The following is a 15777-nucleotide window of genomic DNA, read 5'->3' as shown; positions in this document are numbered from 1 at the left end:
TTTTATTTATGTTCATACTGAACATAAAATATTTTATTATAAGTTTTTTTCTTTTTTTAATAAAGCACATTTATTGCTAGTAGCTGTACAAAAGATTGTTGTCAACATTTTAAACTTAGCGATCGCTTTTGTTAGATTTTATTTTAAACAATCATTGAAAAAACGTTATCTTTGGTCAATACTTACATATAAAACTAGAAGCTGGGTATTTCGCTTTAATCTTTTATTAACTATCTATAAATTTACATTTAGATAATAAAAATGTTTAAAAGCCTTGCATACCTCTATTCTATTTTTAGAAGATAGTTGTACATCAAGATAGCATTGCTTAAGCAATTTTGATATGAGTAAAAACACCGATAAAAAAAATATACTTAAACAAATAAACTTAAGTAAAAACACTAAGTTTAGTATGGAAAAATTTATCTATGTAGTTTAAATGGCTAGATAAATAAGACTTTTAGTTAACGTTAATGAGTTACAGACAGAATTCCGTAATACCACTGAGCCTATTTGTTAAAATACCGTGTTATTTTTACTTAGAGCTTGAAATTGTCTTCAAAGCTTAAGCAGTTAACTCAAAACTTTTAGGAAATAATTTTTTGCTTTTTTTGATAAACAGCACATGATTCTTAAGCAAATAAAAATTCAAATAGCTTAAACTCAGTTTTAAAAGACAAAAATATTATCAATATTGCTAAATCATAAAATTTTATAGCCGTCAATTATTATAATCGGTAGTTTTAATATTCTATTGATAGAAAAGCAGCAGAATATCCCTATAGAGCATACTAAGGTTAAACTATGATTCAAGAAAGCCTAGTTGAAAAATTAAAAACATATCAAAGTAAACTAGAATATTCAAAAATAGCTCAGTTGTTAACTTCTTCCCTGAAGGAAAACTCAAGTAAAGTTAATAAGCAAGTATTTGGCTACATACCCAATTTGTTTAGAGAAATTACCATTAATAAATCAGAAAAAGGGATAAATTCATCTGAAATATTTATTGGTGAGCCAGTAGTATATAAAATCTACTTTCCTTCAGAATTGACAATAGACAATATCCCTTTTTTTTACTTGTTTTGTTACTTACAAGATGATTGTCGCGAATTGAATGTTTACTTTCAAAGCGCTGCAAAAATGGATATATCTTTGTCTCAAAAAGATTATAGTTTAGATAAAGAAAAGGTGATTTTCGAGGGTATTATGTCTGCTTTTACAGATAATATCTCCACAATATGTATTAGCGATCCAGGTCATTTCCTTCCTGGATTAATGTCTAGTTTCTATGTAGGAACTCAAGAATTAAACTATACTGAATTAATTAGTATAGTTATTGAAAGTATTTGTAGCAATGTACACGTAAGTTTGCAGAATACACTATTGTTTGGTTCATCTGCTGGTGCTATGGGTGCTTTATTAACTAGCACTTATTTTAATCAGAAAGTTCAAGTTTTATCAATAAATAGTCAGATACATACGTATGGTCTAACCAAGGTTATGAAAACTTTGCTTGGAACAGATGATCGCCAAACGCTGCTTAACAAATTTGGCGATCGCGTTTGCTGTCGACATAGATTTAAAAAAAATATAAATAGCGTACCAAATATATATTTATTAGCCAATATTAATGATAATTTGCATAATAGAAATTTCGATTTTTATCGGCTATATCAAGAATTATTTTCTGGAAAAAATCAGGGAAATCAGTCTGTTTTCGATAGTTATGACGGTGTTGAAGGTCATGGTCGTCCCGACAAAGCTTCATTAAAGAAAAAAATTAAAATTGCCAAAGAAGTTTTGACTATGAAGGCCATAACCGCTAATAAGACTTCACTTACATCTACAAAACTAGAGAAAATTCAACAAAGACGTCAATACATTAAAAAAGTCATCAATAATTTATTAGAAACAGAAGTACTTGAGATAGGAGCGTTTGATAAGCCTACATTTACTAAAAGTGATGCAAATATATATTATTGTGATTATTTTTCCAAAGAGGAATTAGCTAAAAATCATTCTAATATTAAGCCTCAACGAGCCAAAAATGCTGTAGATGTAGACTATGTTATCAAAGGTGAACGTTATAGCGACTGCATTGATAAAAAGTTTGATTTAGTAATAGCCAATCACGTTATTGAACATATTCCCAACATTATTAAGTGGTTACAAGATATATCTTTAATTTTGAAAAAAGATGGATTTTTGTTTTTAACAATACCTCATAAGGAATATACTTTTGATAAGCTGCGATCATTAACATCTTCAGAAGAGTTGATTCTTAATAATCTGCATAATTTGAAAGCTCCCAATATTCATCAAATCTGCGATCAGCTTTATTATCATAGACCAATTAAAGCTGATGATGTCTGGAATAATAATTATCAGCATTTATTAGAAAAAAATCGCTTTCGTAACGCTAAAGATGCTATGGATGAAGCTCAAAAAAGGTTGAACGAAAATGTTTATGTTGATGTACATTGTAATGTTTTCACCTATGAATCTTTTGCTAATGTTATGAATGAACTACGGTGCGCACAATATATACCATTACAATTACATTCATCGCGTGATGTAACAAGACCCCATAATGAATTTTACGTATTCTTAAAAAACTAGCAATAAATAATGCCAATGAAAATTAAGGTCTTGGTCTTTCTGATTCGCTCACAATCTTAAAACTGTAATTCAAACAAGCGATCGCCTGGACCTTCAAATCCTAAACATTGACGTATTTATTAATGATTTGTGGCAAAAGCCTGTTACTCAACTCTTGTCCCAAACTTCAATAACTTTTTGTGATACTTTCCGCCAAGGAACATTATGTTTGCGGGCTAAAATTGCACAGTCTTCATACTCTGGCTGCACATTAATAATTTGCTCTCGATCCCCTTGAGTCCAGCTAGCAATTTTGACTCTTACCGCACCGTATTCAGTTTCTACGGACTTTATTTCTCGATTAAGAATACTCCTTTGTTGAGAGCGTTCCCTAATACCTAAAGTAGTTGTTTCAGCGAAGATTATCGCTTTGCAAGTATTCACTAATTCAGGACGACAGATAACCGTCAACAAAATACCCGATCGCGATTTTTTCATGATGATGCTTTGGGTAAATACATCTAATGCACCAGCAGCTATCAACCGTTCAAGGGTATATGCCACCACTTGAGGATTGAGATCGTCGATTTGGGTTTCGAGTACCGTAATAGTTTCTTGCTTTAAGCTTATCTGTGGCTGTGCTGCTGATTCGAGGCTTTCGCCGATCCACAAACGGAGAATATTAGGAATCTCTAGATCTCGCGAACCTGCACCCAGACCAATTTTAGCTAGTTTCATGGCAGGGGGTTCACCAAAATCGGCAGCCAGAGTAATGGCGATCGCTGCACCAGTTGGTGTAACTAGCTCTTTTTTGATACCATTACTATAGATTGGCACTTCCCTTGTTGACCACAGCTTGACTACCGCAGGTACGGGAACAGACAATATCCCGTGAGCAGCCCTAATTGTACCGCCTCCAGTGGGCATGGGCGAACAATATAGCCGCTCGATATCTAGCCAGTCTAAACCAATGCAGGTGCCGACAATATCGACGATGGCATCCGTTGCACCTACCTCATGAAAATGGACTTTTTCGGGGGAAATACCGTGAACTGCACCTTCGGCGATCGCTAAATGCTGAAAAACATCTAGACTCCATTGCTTGACTCTATCTGGTAAAGTGGCAGAGCTAATTAATTTTTTTATCTCTGGTAAATGTCTGGCAGCATAATGATGATGGTGATGCTCTTTGTCAGTAGACCTATGTTCTGGTTGCAAATCAACATAAACTTTAGTTGCTGATTGTCCATTGCGAATAACTTTTTCAGTTCTTAGTTGATACTCTTGTTCTATACCCAAACTTTTGAGACCACTAACCAAATATTGCCAGGGTAGACCACAATCTACTAATGCTCCCAAACACATATCCCCAGCAATTCCTGTAGGACATTCTAAATAACCAATCTTGCCCATAAAACACCATCAATATACTTGCTCAATCTTGAAATGATTTTAGCCTTTGTATAGATTGGTCAGACAAAAATATTCACTACTATTTGCTAATTTCCATGGCTATTTTACACGAGTTACATCCCCATAATCCCCAACCAAGAACTATCGAGCAGATTGTCGCTGAACTAAAAAAAGGGGCGGTAATGTTATATCCTACCGATACAGTTTATGCTATTGGCTGCGATCTCAGCGTCAAATCGGCAGTCGAAAAAGTGAGAAGAATTAAGCAGATGTCTAACGATAAACCTCTGACTTTTTTATGTTCTTCTTTATCTAATATATCTCAATACGCTACGGTAAGCGATCGCGCCTATCGGATTATGAAACATCTAATTCCTGGACCATATACGTTTTTACTTCCTGCTAGTAAACAAGTGCCAAAGCTAGTAATGAGTCCTAAACGCAAGACAACTGGGATCAGAGTCCCAGATAATGTCCTATGTCAAGCATTACTGGAAAGCTTAGGTAATCCCCTGATTTCGACATCGGCACATATTAGAAATGAAGATGGCGAATACCCTACTGTGAATGTGGAAAAAGCTTATCTTTTTGATGCTCTAGAAAATCAGGTAGATATAATTATTGATAATGGTATTGACCCAGGTTTTAATGTCTCAACTATCCTTAATTTTGCCACCGATGAACCAGAAGTAATACGTCAGGGTTTAGGTTGGCAAGAGGTAGAAAACTGGTTGAATGTAGTACATTAACTAACAACTCATCATCATAAAATGCTAGATCTATCGAAAATAGCGGGACAAATTCCAGGTATTAGTCAACATATGCACAAAGAGGCGATCGCCTCTGGCGAACGTTTAGAACTGGCTAAAAAGCTACAGCAGCAAGCAGCTAGTACCCAAGCAAAATTAATTGCAACTCAAGCTGATTTTCGCGATCGCCTTTTATTTGCTGCTGCCACACCCATCGAACCTTTAGATCGGTGTTTTGATATTCCTATAGCTCCCTATAGCCATAGCGTTTTTGCGACAGATGGTTCTCAAATTTCCCCTTCCCACCACGAAATTGCCTATTGCTACTTAATTAATATTGGTCAGATTATGATCCACTATGGGCAGAGTCTACATCCTGTATTAGATAGCGTACCAGAAGTATTTTATAAGACTGAAGATTTATATGTTTCTAGACAATGGGGTATTCGTCTAGAAGAATGGATGGGTTATCGGCGTACAGTTTCCGAGGCAGAAATTTTGGCGGATATAGCCTGTAACTGGGTGCTTCCCCCAGGAGAACATTATGATACTCCTAATCTGGCTTTGGTAGATGGATCGTTAATTTACTGGTTTTTAGATGGTTTGCCTGTTGAAGCGCGGGATAAAATATTACCGCCAATTTTGGCTGCTTGTGAACGACTAAGAGCCACCAAAATTCCGATGGTGGGTTATGTAAGTGCCTCCCGCAGTACAGAAGGACTAAACTTTTTGCGTTTACAAACCTGTGAGCATGAACACCCCAACTGTGTAGTTAACTGTGGTGATTTAGTCAATAACTATCCCTGTCAGAAAATTGACTCTTTGCGTGATTCAACTTTTTGGAGTAGTCAGCTACTACCAGGGCAAAGAAGTCCTTTATACCGCAGTAACTTACGTATTCTCGATCTTTATGAAGATGCTCAACGGGTTTATTTTTGCTATGTCAACGTAGGAACAGAAATAGCTCGGATTGAAGTCCCTGCTTGGGTAGTAGAAGACAAGGATTTATTCGATCGCTCTTTGAGTATTGTACTGGCTCAGGTACATAAAGGCTATGGTTATCCCGTTGCCCTTGCAGAGGCACATAATCAAGCGGTAGTTCGGGGAGGCGATCGCGCTCGCTTTTTTGGACTCTTAGAGCAACAGTTAATTAAAGCAGGTTTACGCAACGTGGGAACATCTTATAAAGAAGCTCGTAAGCGAGGTAGTATCGCTTAAACAATTATCAGTTATCAATTAACAATTAACAATTAAAGTTTGTCTTGTTCAGTGCGATCGCTTTCTCTTAGGGTGGGCAAAATAAATACGTTTTTTTGTCGTTTTACCTAAGACTTATTGCCCACAATAATAATAATTTATAGATGCTATTTCTTAATTAATCGATAAGTTCTTAAGGGATGCCTGAGTCTGCAACGGCTTGCGCGCCCTCACGCGATCGCGATTTTGAGATTTTAATTCCTCAATCATTATTCATTTTTAATTGAGATTGTTGATTCAAGCAAAAAATCCATTGCCTGGGAACCCAGAACATTTTCGCCTGAGACTTGTTGGATTGAAACTTGACTAGTATAAACTTTATTTACTCCAGGAACTTGCTTGGCAAGATTTTCCATTTTGCTAAGCAGCGCAGCATTAGGAATTTTCCCTTTTAAAACGATAGCGTCATCCTCTTGTGCTACATAAACAGTAGAAATATCAGCCAGTGATGAATCATTCTTATAGGATTTTGCTACTCTTTCAGCAAGACCACTAAGACTAAATTCTCCATATAAACCAACTCTTTCCATAGGAATAATATTAATTTGAATACTTTCAGCTTTGGCTTGAATAGTGTTTGTCTTATTGTAAAGCTTAAGCAAAAATAAACTAATTGCTGCTATTGAAAGTAGTCCCAATATCGCAATCATCCAGACTGATTTACTATTGTTAGCAAGGTTTCGCCTGATTTTTGGTAATTCCTGTTGATTTTCGTTCAGACTTTGCCGCAATTTAACAATTTCTTTTTGTTGCTGACGATAAGCAAGCTGCAAAGTAGAAGCAGTTTTTTGTGATTTACCCATAACTTGTCGAGTGGAAATGCCTCCCTGTTGAGGGGCGGTTACAGGATTTTTTAGCTTACTCAGTATTATTCCTGAATCTGTATACACTAATAGCTTTTCTAGCAGTCCAGGAGATATCTGTGTATAGCCTTTGTGAACATTGCGAATAGCTCCAGCAATGTCTTGTGAGTCTGTATTTTTTAATAGGTAACCTCTAGCTCCCATCGCCAATGATTTAGTAATATATTCATCACTGTCATAGGAAGTAAGTATCAAAACTTTAGTGTTCACAAATTGACTTGTGATTCTTTTGGTAGCACTAGCCCCATCTAAGATAGGCATCTCCATATTCATGACCACAATATCGGGTTGCAGTGCTTCAACTTGTTCAATAGCAGAAATACCATTATCAGCAGTTCCCACAATTTGTAAATCCTGCTCAGGTTCTAAAGAGATTTTTAGGGCTTCTATAACCGTTTTTTGGTCATCAACCAGTAATATACGAATCATAATCAAATATTTTGAACTTACAAAAGAACTTTACTCTGAACCAAGTTTTTATCAGTATTTATTGGTACTAGTTATTACTTATATATAATAATTACCTATGATTTTTTCAAATGCAAATTACTTTACTTAATCTTTATTCCTTTATTAGGCTGCCTTTCGCACAGCAATTAGTTATTTATAGATTACAAATTTAATGAACATGACCTAAGTTAATTAAAAGATAAATAGGTAAAAGTACCAGAAATCGCTCAAATAAGGTTATTTTTGCCTAATAACCTTATTTAACTTATTGATTCTACTGCTTGAAAAGAAGCTTAATCAATTTCGAGATGATAAGTTGAGAATTTAATCACAATTAGTTTTTTAAAGTTTGAAACTAAATTGATAATAATTAATTCCATCGCCAATTTCTATATGTTATTACAATATGCCTCAAGCAAATTGGACTCAAATTCAGACAAAAGTACATAAAACTCTGCGAAAACGATCTCTTTTGCCCAAAAAAGCCAAAATTCTAATTGCTGTATCAGGAGGTCAAGATTCATTATGTTTAGGTAAGCTGTTGCTAGATCTATGCTCAAAATGGGATTGGCAATTAGCGATCGCTCACTGCGATCATCAATGGTCAACAGACGCAGGAATTGCCCAAAGAGTAAGGGAGGTAGCTCATATTTGGCAGTTACCCTTTTATCTAAAAATTGCTAATCTTCTTCAAGAAACCGAAGCTGCTGCTAGAAAGTGGCGTTATCAGGCTTTAGTAGAAATTGCCGAAGAAAAAGGATTTAAGTATGTTGTTACAGGACATACAAAAAGCGATCGCGCCGAAACATTTTTATATAACCTGATTCGTGGTGCAGGGGCAGATGGCTTAGGTGCATTAAGCTGGCAACGTCCTTTGACACCAGAGATAATCTTGGTGCGTCCCATTTTGAACTTATATCGTCGCCAAACTCTAGAATTTTGTCAGCAATTTGACTTACCTATCTGGTTTGATGTGGTTAACGAAAATAATAAATATGCCCGTAATCGCATTCGTGGCGAGTTAATTCCTTACCTGCAAGCCAATTTTAATCCCCAGGTGGAAAACTCTTTGGCACAAACCGCAGAATTATTACGAGCAGATGTAGAATACTTAGAAGCTGAAGCCCAGAAACTATTACAGGAAGTAAAAAAAGATAATCAATTAAATCGCCTAGGTTTGCGCTCTGCACCCATTGCAATTCAACGTCGAGCAATTCGTCAATTTTTGCCTTCTATAATCTCCAAACAGCCAAATTTTGCCCAAATAGAAGCAGTAGTACAGCTAATATCCGCACCTAATAAAAGCCGTACCTCTAGCTTACCAGGAGGAGCGATCGCCCAAGTCTTGGGGGAATGGATTGTGTTTAATAGACCTCTTGAAAGCTAAGAGCTAAAAGCTTTAAACCGATGACAAACAGCGTAGTGTCTTAACTTATCACTTTCGTTTATATGTTTGATTGAGCTTTTACTTTAGTTTTGCTCTGGATTTCGATAATTGAGATTGGAATGACAATTACCCAGAATAAGAAAGCGATTGTAATCACAATCCAAGATATTCCTTCTATTTTGGAACATTCTCGCTCGCTAAACATCTTATAGATTATGAAAATACAGTATGCAACAGCACCAGATAAGTATAGAGTCATTTTTAATCAAAAAATTTATTCTTGTATAAAATTAATTATGCAGGTTACAAAAAGTGGCGTTATCAGACTTTAGTAGAAATTGCCGAAGAAAAAGGATTTAAGTATGTTGTTACAGGACATACTTAAAGCGATCGCGCCGAAACATTTTTATACAACCTAATTCGTGGTGCTGGAGCAGATGGCTTGGGTGCATTAAGCTGGCAACGTCCTTTGACACCAGAGATTATTTTGACGCGTCCTATTCTGAACTTATAGCATTACGTGTAAACGTGATAGACATTTCTTAAAACTCGTTACTCGTTACTCTGATTCGAGCGTTCCCTTGAACTTCGGGTGTGGAACAGCGAGACAGTGTGGTCTTGGGGGTTTCCCCCATGAACAACTGTCTCAAGACAGGCTCCTGGACGGAGCCGTTTCCACCCGCTCTGTCGGCGACGCGGTGAAACAGTTGCGTTGCAGGTCTGTGACCCGTTGAGCAAACTGTTTCACCCTTTAGGGGGTCGCACCGCTAATTTAACTTGGTGCGGCTATATAATCTCCAAACAGCCAAATTTTGCCCAAATAGAAGCAGTAGTGCAGCTAATATCCGCACCTAATAAAAGCTGTACCTCTAGTTTACCGGGAGGAGCGATCGCCCAAGTCTTGGGGGAATGGATTGTGTTTAATAGACCTCTTGAAAGCTAAGAGCCAAAAGCTAAGAGCTTTAAACCGATGACAAACACCTTAGTATCTCAACTTGTCAACTAATGTATCTCTAAACCAGAGTTTATTTGTTTTGTCTGTATGCTTGATTGAGCTTTTACTTTAGTTTTGCTCTGGATTTCGATAATTGATATCGGAATGACAATTACCCATAATAAAGAAGCGATTGTAATCACAATCCAAGATATTCCTTCTGTTTTGGAACATTCTCGCTCGCTAAACATCTTATAGATTAGGAAAATACAGTATGCAACAGCACCAGATAAGTACAGAGTCATTTTTAATTAAAAAATTTATTCTTATATAAAGTTAATTATGCAGGTTACAATCTGTTTGAGAAAACAGTAATAATCGTTAAATACTAATAAAGTTTTTATAAACTACATCGTAGCTAATATTTATGAATTTTTATTTCTAAATCAATTTGATTTGAGTTTTCAATTTTTCTGCCTACTTTTAGTGATTAAGCTAATCTGCATTGAAATTGCCTATTATTTAGTTAGAAAGCAAATGGTTAAATTAGCTCCCCATTTTCCTATCTTCCCATCAACCTTAACAAATAAATTGAATGCTTGACGGCTTATGCCATCCACTACTAAAAACACTGCTGATTCATCAAGATGGCAAGACTTAGCTACGCCAAAATTGATTGGTGATGATCGACTAGAAAATATAAAATCTTATTTAGATTTAGCAATATTAGCTTTAGAAGCGATCGCCAATATTAGCTCTGAAGCTATTATCGAGGCTGCTAAAGATTTAAACTTAGAATCTATTGTCGGCGAGCGTTTAACTTTATGGCGATTAAGAGCATCAAATCCTCTGCGTAAAAGTACTGGGAAAAGAAAAAAACTAGATGTAGAAGAAGCACGCTCTTTGGTATTAATTATTTGTTATTTAGCAAATCAACATCAAGAATTGCTTCGTCGTGCCGTTAGCTTGTTAGAACAAACAGCAGAACAAAATAAAACACCTCGTCAGACTGCTTTGCTAGAAAAATACTTGGATAAATTTATTAATTACTATCACGAAAGAATTAATGATTCTGATACATTGTCGATAGAATCTTTGTCAGAATTAGCCTGGAAGCTATTAATAAGCTTGTTATTTTATAGTAGTAATAATGGTCATTGTTTACTTTGGGTTGCAATTTTTGATGCAACTTTAGTGCCTGATAAAAATCAATAATCTATCATGTCTATTACATTTCATCGTTTTACACCTCCTACCTGCACTTTAGAAATAAAAGGCAATAAACCTCCTTTATCTCGCTGGGCAAATCAAGAAATGCTTAAAAAACTTCAATTTCAATTGAGCTTTGATGATCCACGATTACCTACTAGCAAGCAGGTCAAAATTAAAGGCGGTCAATCAGACTTAGAACAGTTGAAAATAGCAGTTGATAGATATGTTCAAGAATTTTTACACGCTAGTCTAAATCCTGCAACTAAATCAAACGTAGATTTAAAAATAGACCATAAATTAAATAATAATTATCCTTGTTTAAAATCCAAAGGATTAGTTGCTCATCAATTATTTTTGGCTAATCTAACTCATGACGCTGCTGCGGACAATATTCAACTAAGCACAGTGCAGTTATTTGATTTAGTCACTGCTTTAGAAGCATACACAACCCAATTTGTAGCCTTACCCGAACTAAAACAAACTCAACTTAACAAAACAATTCCTCTCTGGGGTACTATAGCTGCTGCAACTATAGCTGCGGTGGGGATTACTGGTATCTTCTTAAAATCTCCAGATTCTCAAAATGTTGCCACCGACTCCAAATCAGATTCTCAAAATATCGAAAAGACTCCTCGATTCAATGAAATTGTACCTCCTAAAATACCAAAGATAGATAGAAAAGCAACTGCCAAACTAAAATCGAATGAACCACTTACATCGACCAAAAAACTACCACCTCCCCCAGCAGTAGATACCCCCAAACCCAAACCGAATATCCCCGATCCTGCTGACTATCCACTAGATCGAGTAGGCGAGCGATCGCGCTTAAATACTGTAACTCCTGCCGAAACTAAAGAGCAGAAAATAGCCAGACTTAATCCCCAGCCGAAAACCGAAATTAATTCAGTTGAATCCAATGAATCTAAGTCCGCAAAAGTTAACAATTTACCCTCAGAATCGCCTGAAGATTTAGGTTTAGTCGATCAAAACTCATCTCAATCTGCTCAATTACAAGAAATTAAAGTCTATTTTCAAGATAAATGGCAACCTCCCAAAGATCTAAAACAAAGTCTTGAATATCGTTTATATCTTAACCCTAATGGCTCAATCAAACGAGTAGTTCCTTTGGGCAAAGCTTCAGAATTATACTTAAGTCAAACTAATATTCCTGTGAAAGGAGAATCATTTATTTCTCCTATTACTAAATCTCAAAAATCAGTAATTCGTCTACTATTAGATCCTGAGGATGGAGTAAAAACTTTTGCTGAATAGCTTTTACTCTTTATATCGCCTTTATATTACCTCAACACCGTTTGGGTAATAGTGATTCTCTTGCTTGGAAGTCTATTTTGCTGGCGCGATCGCCTTTTGTTTGGGGCATTTTTGGGCAGAGAAAGCTCTTTAATTCCCCGAAAACTCAGCCCATTTTTACATAAATAGCATACTATACTACAATATTAATCAATTGAGTTAAGCATCAAGCAATAAATAACAACTATCACATTTTATTGTGATCCAAATCAAGCAAAAATGGCTCAAAATCAACCACAGTTGTAAAGGAAGACAAATATAATATTCAGCTAGGGTTGATGGTATGGCTAAAAAAGAACGGGTTCATAATCTTAAAATTACCTTACCTTTAATAGCCTTGTGTCTACCTTTGTTTGTTAAACAATATGTTACAGCCGAAAACGGCTGCCCTTATGAAACCTATGTTCGCCTTGATAGTAAGTGCATTGATATCTCTAAAGAGAGATTAAACGACATAACAGAAGAAATAGATATCAGTAAAGCTAAAGAGGTAAATAAGGAAATAGTAGAAGTCAGTAAAGAGCTAGAAGAATTAAGCGAAGAAATTAAAGATTTTTGTGTTGAGAAACAACCAGAAATTAATCAACTTCAAATTAGGGAAGATATATGTCAGTCTTAGCCGTTGATGATTTAACTTACAGCAGTATTATTTAATCTTTGATTGGTTGTTTGCTTCGTTCTTCAATCTCTTCTAAGGTTTTAAGCAAAATGCGTTTTGCCTGTAATTGCCAACCCCGTTTTTGAATATTGAAAGCAAGAGGAATACCAATAGCAGGAGCGAGAAAATCCACTGGCTGACGCAAAGAAATTCCAAATAGTAATCCCAATCCAGCAATTCCCCAAAAAGGTAAAGCTACTGTTTGACGCTGTTCTTCAATCAACTTACCAAAAAAGCCTTTAGGCATTTTTTCTAATAATGCTGCTTTGACCTCTTTTTGTTCTGCTGGCGGTACAGATAAGCCGATTTTGCGCCGTAGCTTTTCTATTTTTCGAGCATCACTACTATATTCTGTTAGCTCGTCTTCTGCCATCATAATGAGCCGTTCTAGCTGAGACATAAATTAATATATTAAATAAATTATTCTTAATACACACTACCATTGCAAGTTTGATTTACTGCTCACCGTCGTAGAATGGTAGGTAATTTAAAGTTATTAGTTGATCTTTGAGTATAGCGCAAAAAAAGTTAGATTGCCAAGCCCAAGCAGGTATCTAGTTGAAACTAAAAACTAAAAACTAAAAAAGTCCTCTGACGTGAGAAGGCTTTAAACCCACGACGACGGTAAAGCCAACCTGAATCTATTTACCAACAGAAAAGACAAGTAACATCAGTTATTAACTTTCCTTACTTGTCAATTAAAAGCTTAGTTGACAACTTAGGCAAAAGCGGCAATAGACACTTTGGCAGCAATTTGTTCAGCGATCGCAACTAGAGCTTTTGCAGAAGCGCAATCTGGATCGGCAACTACAATAGGCGTTCCGTTATCGCCTCCTTCTCTCAAGGCAATTTCTAAAGGAACACAGCCAAGCAAAGGAATATCGAGTTCTTTCGCCGTTCTTTCGCCACCTCCTGAACCAAACAGATCGTAACTCTTATCAGGCATATCTGGGGGAATAAAGTAGCTCATGTTCTCTACAATTCCCAGTAGGTTTACTCCTAGCTGCTGGAACATTTTTAAACCACGACGGGCATCAATTAACGATACAGTTTGAGGAGTAGTAACAATTACTGCCCCCGCCATAGGTACGGCTTGAGCCATAGTTAATTGAGCATCTCCTGTACCAGGGGGCATATCCACAATTAAGTAGTCAAGTTCGCCCCACTCTACCTGATAAAGAAACTGACGAATGATTCCGTTAAGCATAGGACCCCGCCAAATTACGGGCTGATCTGGGTCAATTAGAAACGCCATAGAAACTAACTTAACCCCATGATTAAATGCTGGTTCGAGTATTTCGCCATTGATGCCCTGTTTGACGGCGATTTTGGCATCAGATAAGCCAAACATATTGGGGGCATTAGGGCCATAGATGTCTGCATCTAACAAACCAACTTTAGAGCCTTGGGCAGCCAGGGCAACCGCTACATTAGCTGCCACCGAGCTTTTACCTACACCACCTTTACCACTAGAAATAGCAATAATATTCTTAATACCTGGGACAGAAGTGCGATCGGGAAGCGATTTTTGCTGGGGGGTTTCTGCGGTAACTTCAACGTCTACGGTTTCTACATCTGGAAGAGTTTTGACCGCAGTTTGACAATCTTCGACAATAAATTCTCGTAGAGGACAAGAGGGAGTGGTCAGCACCAAAGTAAAGCTGACTTTTCCGCCGTCTACCGACACATTACGAATCATATTAAGCTCCACAAGACTTTTTTGTAGCTCAGGGTCTTGTACGGGACGTAATACTTCTAAAACCGATTGTGTATCCAACATTATTTAACCTATTCTCCTTTTAAAAGCGATCGCGCCTGGTCAACAAAAGCCATCAAACTCATCGCTGTTATTTGAACTAAGTATTGTTACCTGCAATTAATTATCAATGCAAACGGTTCATCAAAGCAATTAAATCGCTAACCGTTGCTTTACTCCAGTTTTTGAAGTTTTGAATTCTGCCTATTTTAAATTCAGGACTATGAATATAAATCCAGTTATCAGGAAATAGTTCAGCCATTGATTTGGCAAGAAAATGTTCAAGGCAAATATGATTATTGGCAATACTGTTCGTAGTTCGTAGCTATTGAAACATTTCTCTAACCTTAGTTGGAGTCAGACAAATATCTATTTTACTACGATTAAATTATCAATAAGCTGTTGCGCGATCGCACCGTAATTTTAGTCGATGACGGCATTGCCACTGGTGCGACAATGCTGGCTGTTGCCGTACCAGTAGCCGCTCCCAAAATCTGCCATGAGTTTCAACTTGAAGTAAATAAGATTATGTGTACGCAAGCTCCCAGACCATTTAATTCTGTCGGACTTTGGTATGAAAATTTTTTACAAACGACTAATGCAGAGGTGCGAAACTTACTCCAACGGGCTGCTGAGCGAAAAAGTATTGCTTCGCTGTAAGTAACAATTAGAGATTTTAGCGATGTATTTAAACAGCAAAAATATTACTTCCAATAAAAATAGCGACCTTTATTTTCAGCAGATTGATGCTGATGAAAATTTTGTACAGTTATCTCCTAGCATCAACCAACCATTGAAAAAGCAATTTAGTAATACTAAAGTAGACAATATACCTATTTTATTCTTAATTGCCTTTTTGCTTTTAACTACAAGATTTTTATTTAAAATAGGGTTTCAAAAAGCCAGCAATAATCAATTAAAATTCATCGAAGACAACTCTAAAATAGCCTGCCCTAAATGCTATTACTATAACAATAATAATTATCTCAAATGCGCTTTGTATCCCGACAAAGTATTAACTGACGAGGCAAAAAACTGTCGCGACTATCAGTCAAAAAAATGAGATGAAAATATTTTACTTGCTATATAATTCTTATTTTTGACGATAGAATGAAAGTCAACGTTACTTCGCCTGCATTTCGGCTTGCTTGTCGCCTCCACAGGTTTGCATTATAAAGTGGTAAAGCGA

At 36.3% G+C, this 15777-nt stretch carries 16 protein-coding genes and 1 pseudogene; 11 read left to right on the top strand and 6 right to left on the bottom strand.

The window, feature by feature from the left end; all coding sequences use genetic code 11:
* Positions 1 to 804 precede the first annotated feature (804 nt).
* Positions 805 to 2619, top strand: a complete 1815-nt coding sequence (locus SLP02_RS10920; RefSeq protein ID WP_319420685.1) for a class I SAM-dependent methyltransferase — start codon at positions 805 to 807, stop codon at positions 2617 to 2619.
* Between the two features lie 147 nt (positions 2620 to 2766).
* On the opposite strand, the gene larC is transcribed toward SLP02_RS10920, so the two are convergent.
* On the bottom strand, positions 2767 to 4011 hold the full coding sequence (gene larC, locus SLP02_RS10915; RefSeq protein ID WP_319420684.1) for a nickel pincer cofactor biosynthesis protein LarC: 1245 nt from the start codon (positions 4009 to 4011) through the stop codon (positions 2767 to 2769).
* A 95-nt stretch (positions 4012 to 4106) separates the two neighbouring features.
* Here larC and SLP02_RS10910 point away from each other — a divergent pair, with 95 nt between their 5' ends.
* Both SLP02_RS10910 and SLP02_RS10905 read left to right on the top strand, forming a co-directional pair.
* Positions 4107 to 4760: an L-threonylcarbamoyladenylate synthase gene (locus SLP02_RS10910; RefSeq protein ID WP_319420683.1), complete on the top strand. Its 654-nt coding sequence runs from the start codon at positions 4107 to 4109 to the stop codon at positions 4758 to 4760.
* Between the two features lie 21 nt (positions 4761 to 4781).
* Positions 4782 to 5978: a DNA double-strand break repair nuclease NurA gene (locus SLP02_RS10905; protein WP_319420682.1), complete on the top strand. Its 1197-nt coding sequence runs from the start codon at positions 4782 to 4784 to the stop codon at positions 5976 to 5978.
* A 248-nt stretch (positions 5979 to 6226) separates the two neighbouring features.
* On the opposite strand, the gene SLP02_RS10900 is transcribed toward SLP02_RS10905, so the two are convergent.
* On the bottom strand, positions 6227 to 7309 hold the full coding sequence (locus SLP02_RS10900; RefSeq protein ID WP_319420681.1) for a response regulator: 1083 nt from the start codon (positions 7307 to 7309) through the stop codon (positions 6227 to 6229).
* Between the two features lie 427 nt (positions 7310 to 7736).
* Here SLP02_RS10900 and tilS point away from each other — a divergent pair, with 427 nt between their 5' ends.
* From tilS to SLP02_RS10890, 3 genes and pseudogenes are all read left to right on the top strand, one after another.
* Positions 7737 to 8717: a tRNA lysidine(34) synthetase TilS gene (tilS, locus tag SLP02_RS10895; RefSeq protein ID WP_319420680.1), complete on the top strand. Its 981-nt coding sequence runs from the start codon at positions 7737 to 7739 to the stop codon at positions 8715 to 8717.
* Positions 8718 to 9015: 298 nt separating this feature from the next.
* Positions 9016 to 9228: pseudogene (locus tag SLP02_RS26630) on the top strand (ATP-binding protein); the annotation flags it as partial.
* Between the two features lie 219 nt (positions 9229 to 9447).
* The gene (locus tag SLP02_RS10890) at positions 9448 to 9660 is read left to right on the top strand and encodes a hypothetical protein (protein WP_319420679.1); all 213 of its coding nucleotides are present in this window, start codon (positions 9448 to 9450) and stop codon (positions 9658 to 9660) included.
* A gap of 59 nt (positions 9661 to 9719) precedes the next feature.
* On the opposite strand, the gene SLP02_RS10885 is transcribed toward SLP02_RS10890, so the two are convergent.
* Positions 9720 to 9956: a hypothetical protein gene (locus SLP02_RS10885; protein ID WP_319420678.1), complete on the bottom strand. Its 237-nt coding sequence runs from the start codon at positions 9954 to 9956 to the stop codon at positions 9720 to 9722.
* Positions 9957 to 10260: 304 nt separating this feature from the next.
* Here SLP02_RS10885 and SLP02_RS10880 point away from each other — a divergent pair, with 304 nt between their 5' ends.
* The 3 genes from SLP02_RS10880 (at position 10261) to SLP02_RS10870 (ending at position 12793) form a co-directional block, all read left to right on the top strand.
* Positions 10261 to 10866, top strand: a complete 606-nt coding sequence (locus SLP02_RS10880; RefSeq protein WP_319420677.1) for a DUF3038 domain-containing protein — start codon at positions 10261 to 10263, stop codon at positions 10864 to 10866.
* Between the two features lie 6 nt (positions 10867 to 10872).
* Positions 10873 to 12135, top strand: a complete 1263-nt coding sequence (locus SLP02_RS10875) for a DUF4335 domain-containing protein (protein ID WP_319420676.1) — start codon at positions 10873 to 10875, stop codon at positions 12133 to 12135.
* 322 nt (positions 12136 to 12457) lie between these two features.
* The gene (locus SLP02_RS10870) at positions 12458 to 12793 is read left to right on the top strand and encodes a hypothetical protein (protein WP_319420675.1); all 336 of its coding nucleotides are present in this window, start codon (positions 12458 to 12460) and stop codon (positions 12791 to 12793) included.
* Between the two features lie 31 nt (positions 12794 to 12824).
* On the opposite strand, the gene SLP02_RS10865 is transcribed toward SLP02_RS10870, so the two are convergent.
* From SLP02_RS10865 to SLP02_RS10855, 3 genes are all read right to left on the bottom strand, one after another.
* A complete protein-coding gene (locus SLP02_RS10865; RefSeq protein WP_319420674.1) occupies positions 12825 to 13232 on the bottom strand; it encodes a hypothetical protein in 408 nt (135 codons plus the stop codon).
* A gap of 318 nt (positions 13233 to 13550) precedes the next feature.
* A complete protein-coding gene (locus SLP02_RS10860; protein ID WP_319420673.1) occupies positions 13551 to 14612 on the bottom strand; it encodes an Mrp/NBP35 family ATP-binding protein in 1062 nt (353 codons plus the stop codon).
* 103 nt (positions 14613 to 14715) lie between these two features.
* Positions 14716 to 14850: a hypothetical protein gene (locus SLP02_RS10855; RefSeq protein ID WP_319420672.1), complete on the bottom strand. Its 135-nt coding sequence runs from the start codon at positions 14848 to 14850 to the stop codon at positions 14716 to 14718.
* A 140-nt stretch (positions 14851 to 14990) separates the two neighbouring features.
* On the opposite strand from SLP02_RS10855, the gene SLP02_RS10850 reads away from it, so the two are divergent.
* Both SLP02_RS10850 and SLP02_RS10845 read left to right on the top strand, forming a co-directional pair.
* Positions 14991 to 15248, top strand: coding sequence for a hypothetical protein (locus tag SLP02_RS10850; protein WP_319420671.1), 258 nt, complete (start codon positions 14991 to 14993; stop codon positions 15246 to 15248).
* A gap of 22 nt (positions 15249 to 15270) precedes the next feature.
* Positions 15271 to 15651: a hypothetical protein gene (locus SLP02_RS10845; RefSeq protein WP_319420670.1), complete on the top strand. Its 381-nt coding sequence runs from the start codon at positions 15271 to 15273 to the stop codon at positions 15649 to 15651.
* Positions 15652 to 15777 lie beyond the last annotated feature (126 nt).

Origin of the sequence: Pleurocapsa sp. FMAR1, from assembly GCF_963665995.1 — a bacterium.
Taxonomy (GTDB): Bacteria; Cyanobacteriota; Cyanobacteriia; order Cyanobacteriales; family Xenococcaceae; genus Waterburya.
This window is presented reverse-complemented; position numbering and strand designations above follow the sequence as displayed.

Coding starts and splice junctions, on each gene's coding strand:
- larC (WP_319420684.1), bottom strand. CDS start 4,011: ATGGGCAAGATTGGTTATTTAGAATGTCCTACAGGAATTGCTGGGGAT.
- SLP02_RS10885 (WP_319420678.1), bottom strand. CDS start 9,956: ATGACTCTGTACTTATCTGGTGCTGTTGCATACTGTATTTTCCTAATC.
- SLP02_RS10845 (WP_319420670.1), top strand. CDS start 15,271: ATGTATTTAAACAGCAAAAATATTACTTCCAATAAAAATAGCGACCTT.
- SLP02_RS10920 (WP_319420685.1), top strand. CDS start 805: ATGATTCAAGAAAGCCTAGTTGAAAAATTAAAAACATATCAAAGTAAA.
- SLP02_RS10860 (WP_319420673.1), bottom strand. CDS start 14,612: ATGTTGGATACACAATCGGTTTTAGAAGTATTACGTCCCGTACAAGAC.
- SLP02_RS10905 (WP_319420682.1), top strand. CDS start 4,782: ATGCTAGATCTATCGAAAATAGCGGGACAAATTCCAGGTATTAGTCAA.
- SLP02_RS10875 (WP_319420676.1), top strand. CDS start 10,873: ATGTCTATTACATTTCATCGTTTTACACCTCCTACCTGCACTTTAGAA.
- SLP02_RS10855 (WP_319420672.1), bottom strand. CDS start 14,850: ATGGCTGAACTATTTCCTGATAACTGGATTTATATTCATAGTCCTGAA.
- SLP02_RS10870 (WP_319420675.1), top strand. CDS start 12,458: ATGGCTAAAAAAGAACGGGTTCATAATCTTAAAATTACCTTACCTTTA.
- SLP02_RS10865 (WP_319420674.1), bottom strand. CDS start 13,232: ATGTCTCAGCTAGAACGGCTCATTATGATGGCAGAAGACGAGCTAACA.
- SLP02_RS10910 (WP_319420683.1), top strand. CDS start 4,107: ATGGCTATTTTACACGAGTTACATCCCCATAATCCCCAACCAAGAACT.
- SLP02_RS10900 (WP_319420681.1), bottom strand. CDS start 7,309: ATGATTCGTATATTACTGGTTGATGACCAAAAAACGGTTATAGAAGCC.
- tilS (WP_319420680.1), top strand. CDS start 7,737: ATGCCTCAAGCAAATTGGACTCAAATTCAGACAAAAGTACATAAAACT.
- SLP02_RS10880 (WP_319420677.1), top strand. CDS start 10,261: ATGCCATCCACTACTAAAAACACTGCTGATTCATCAAGATGGCAAGAC.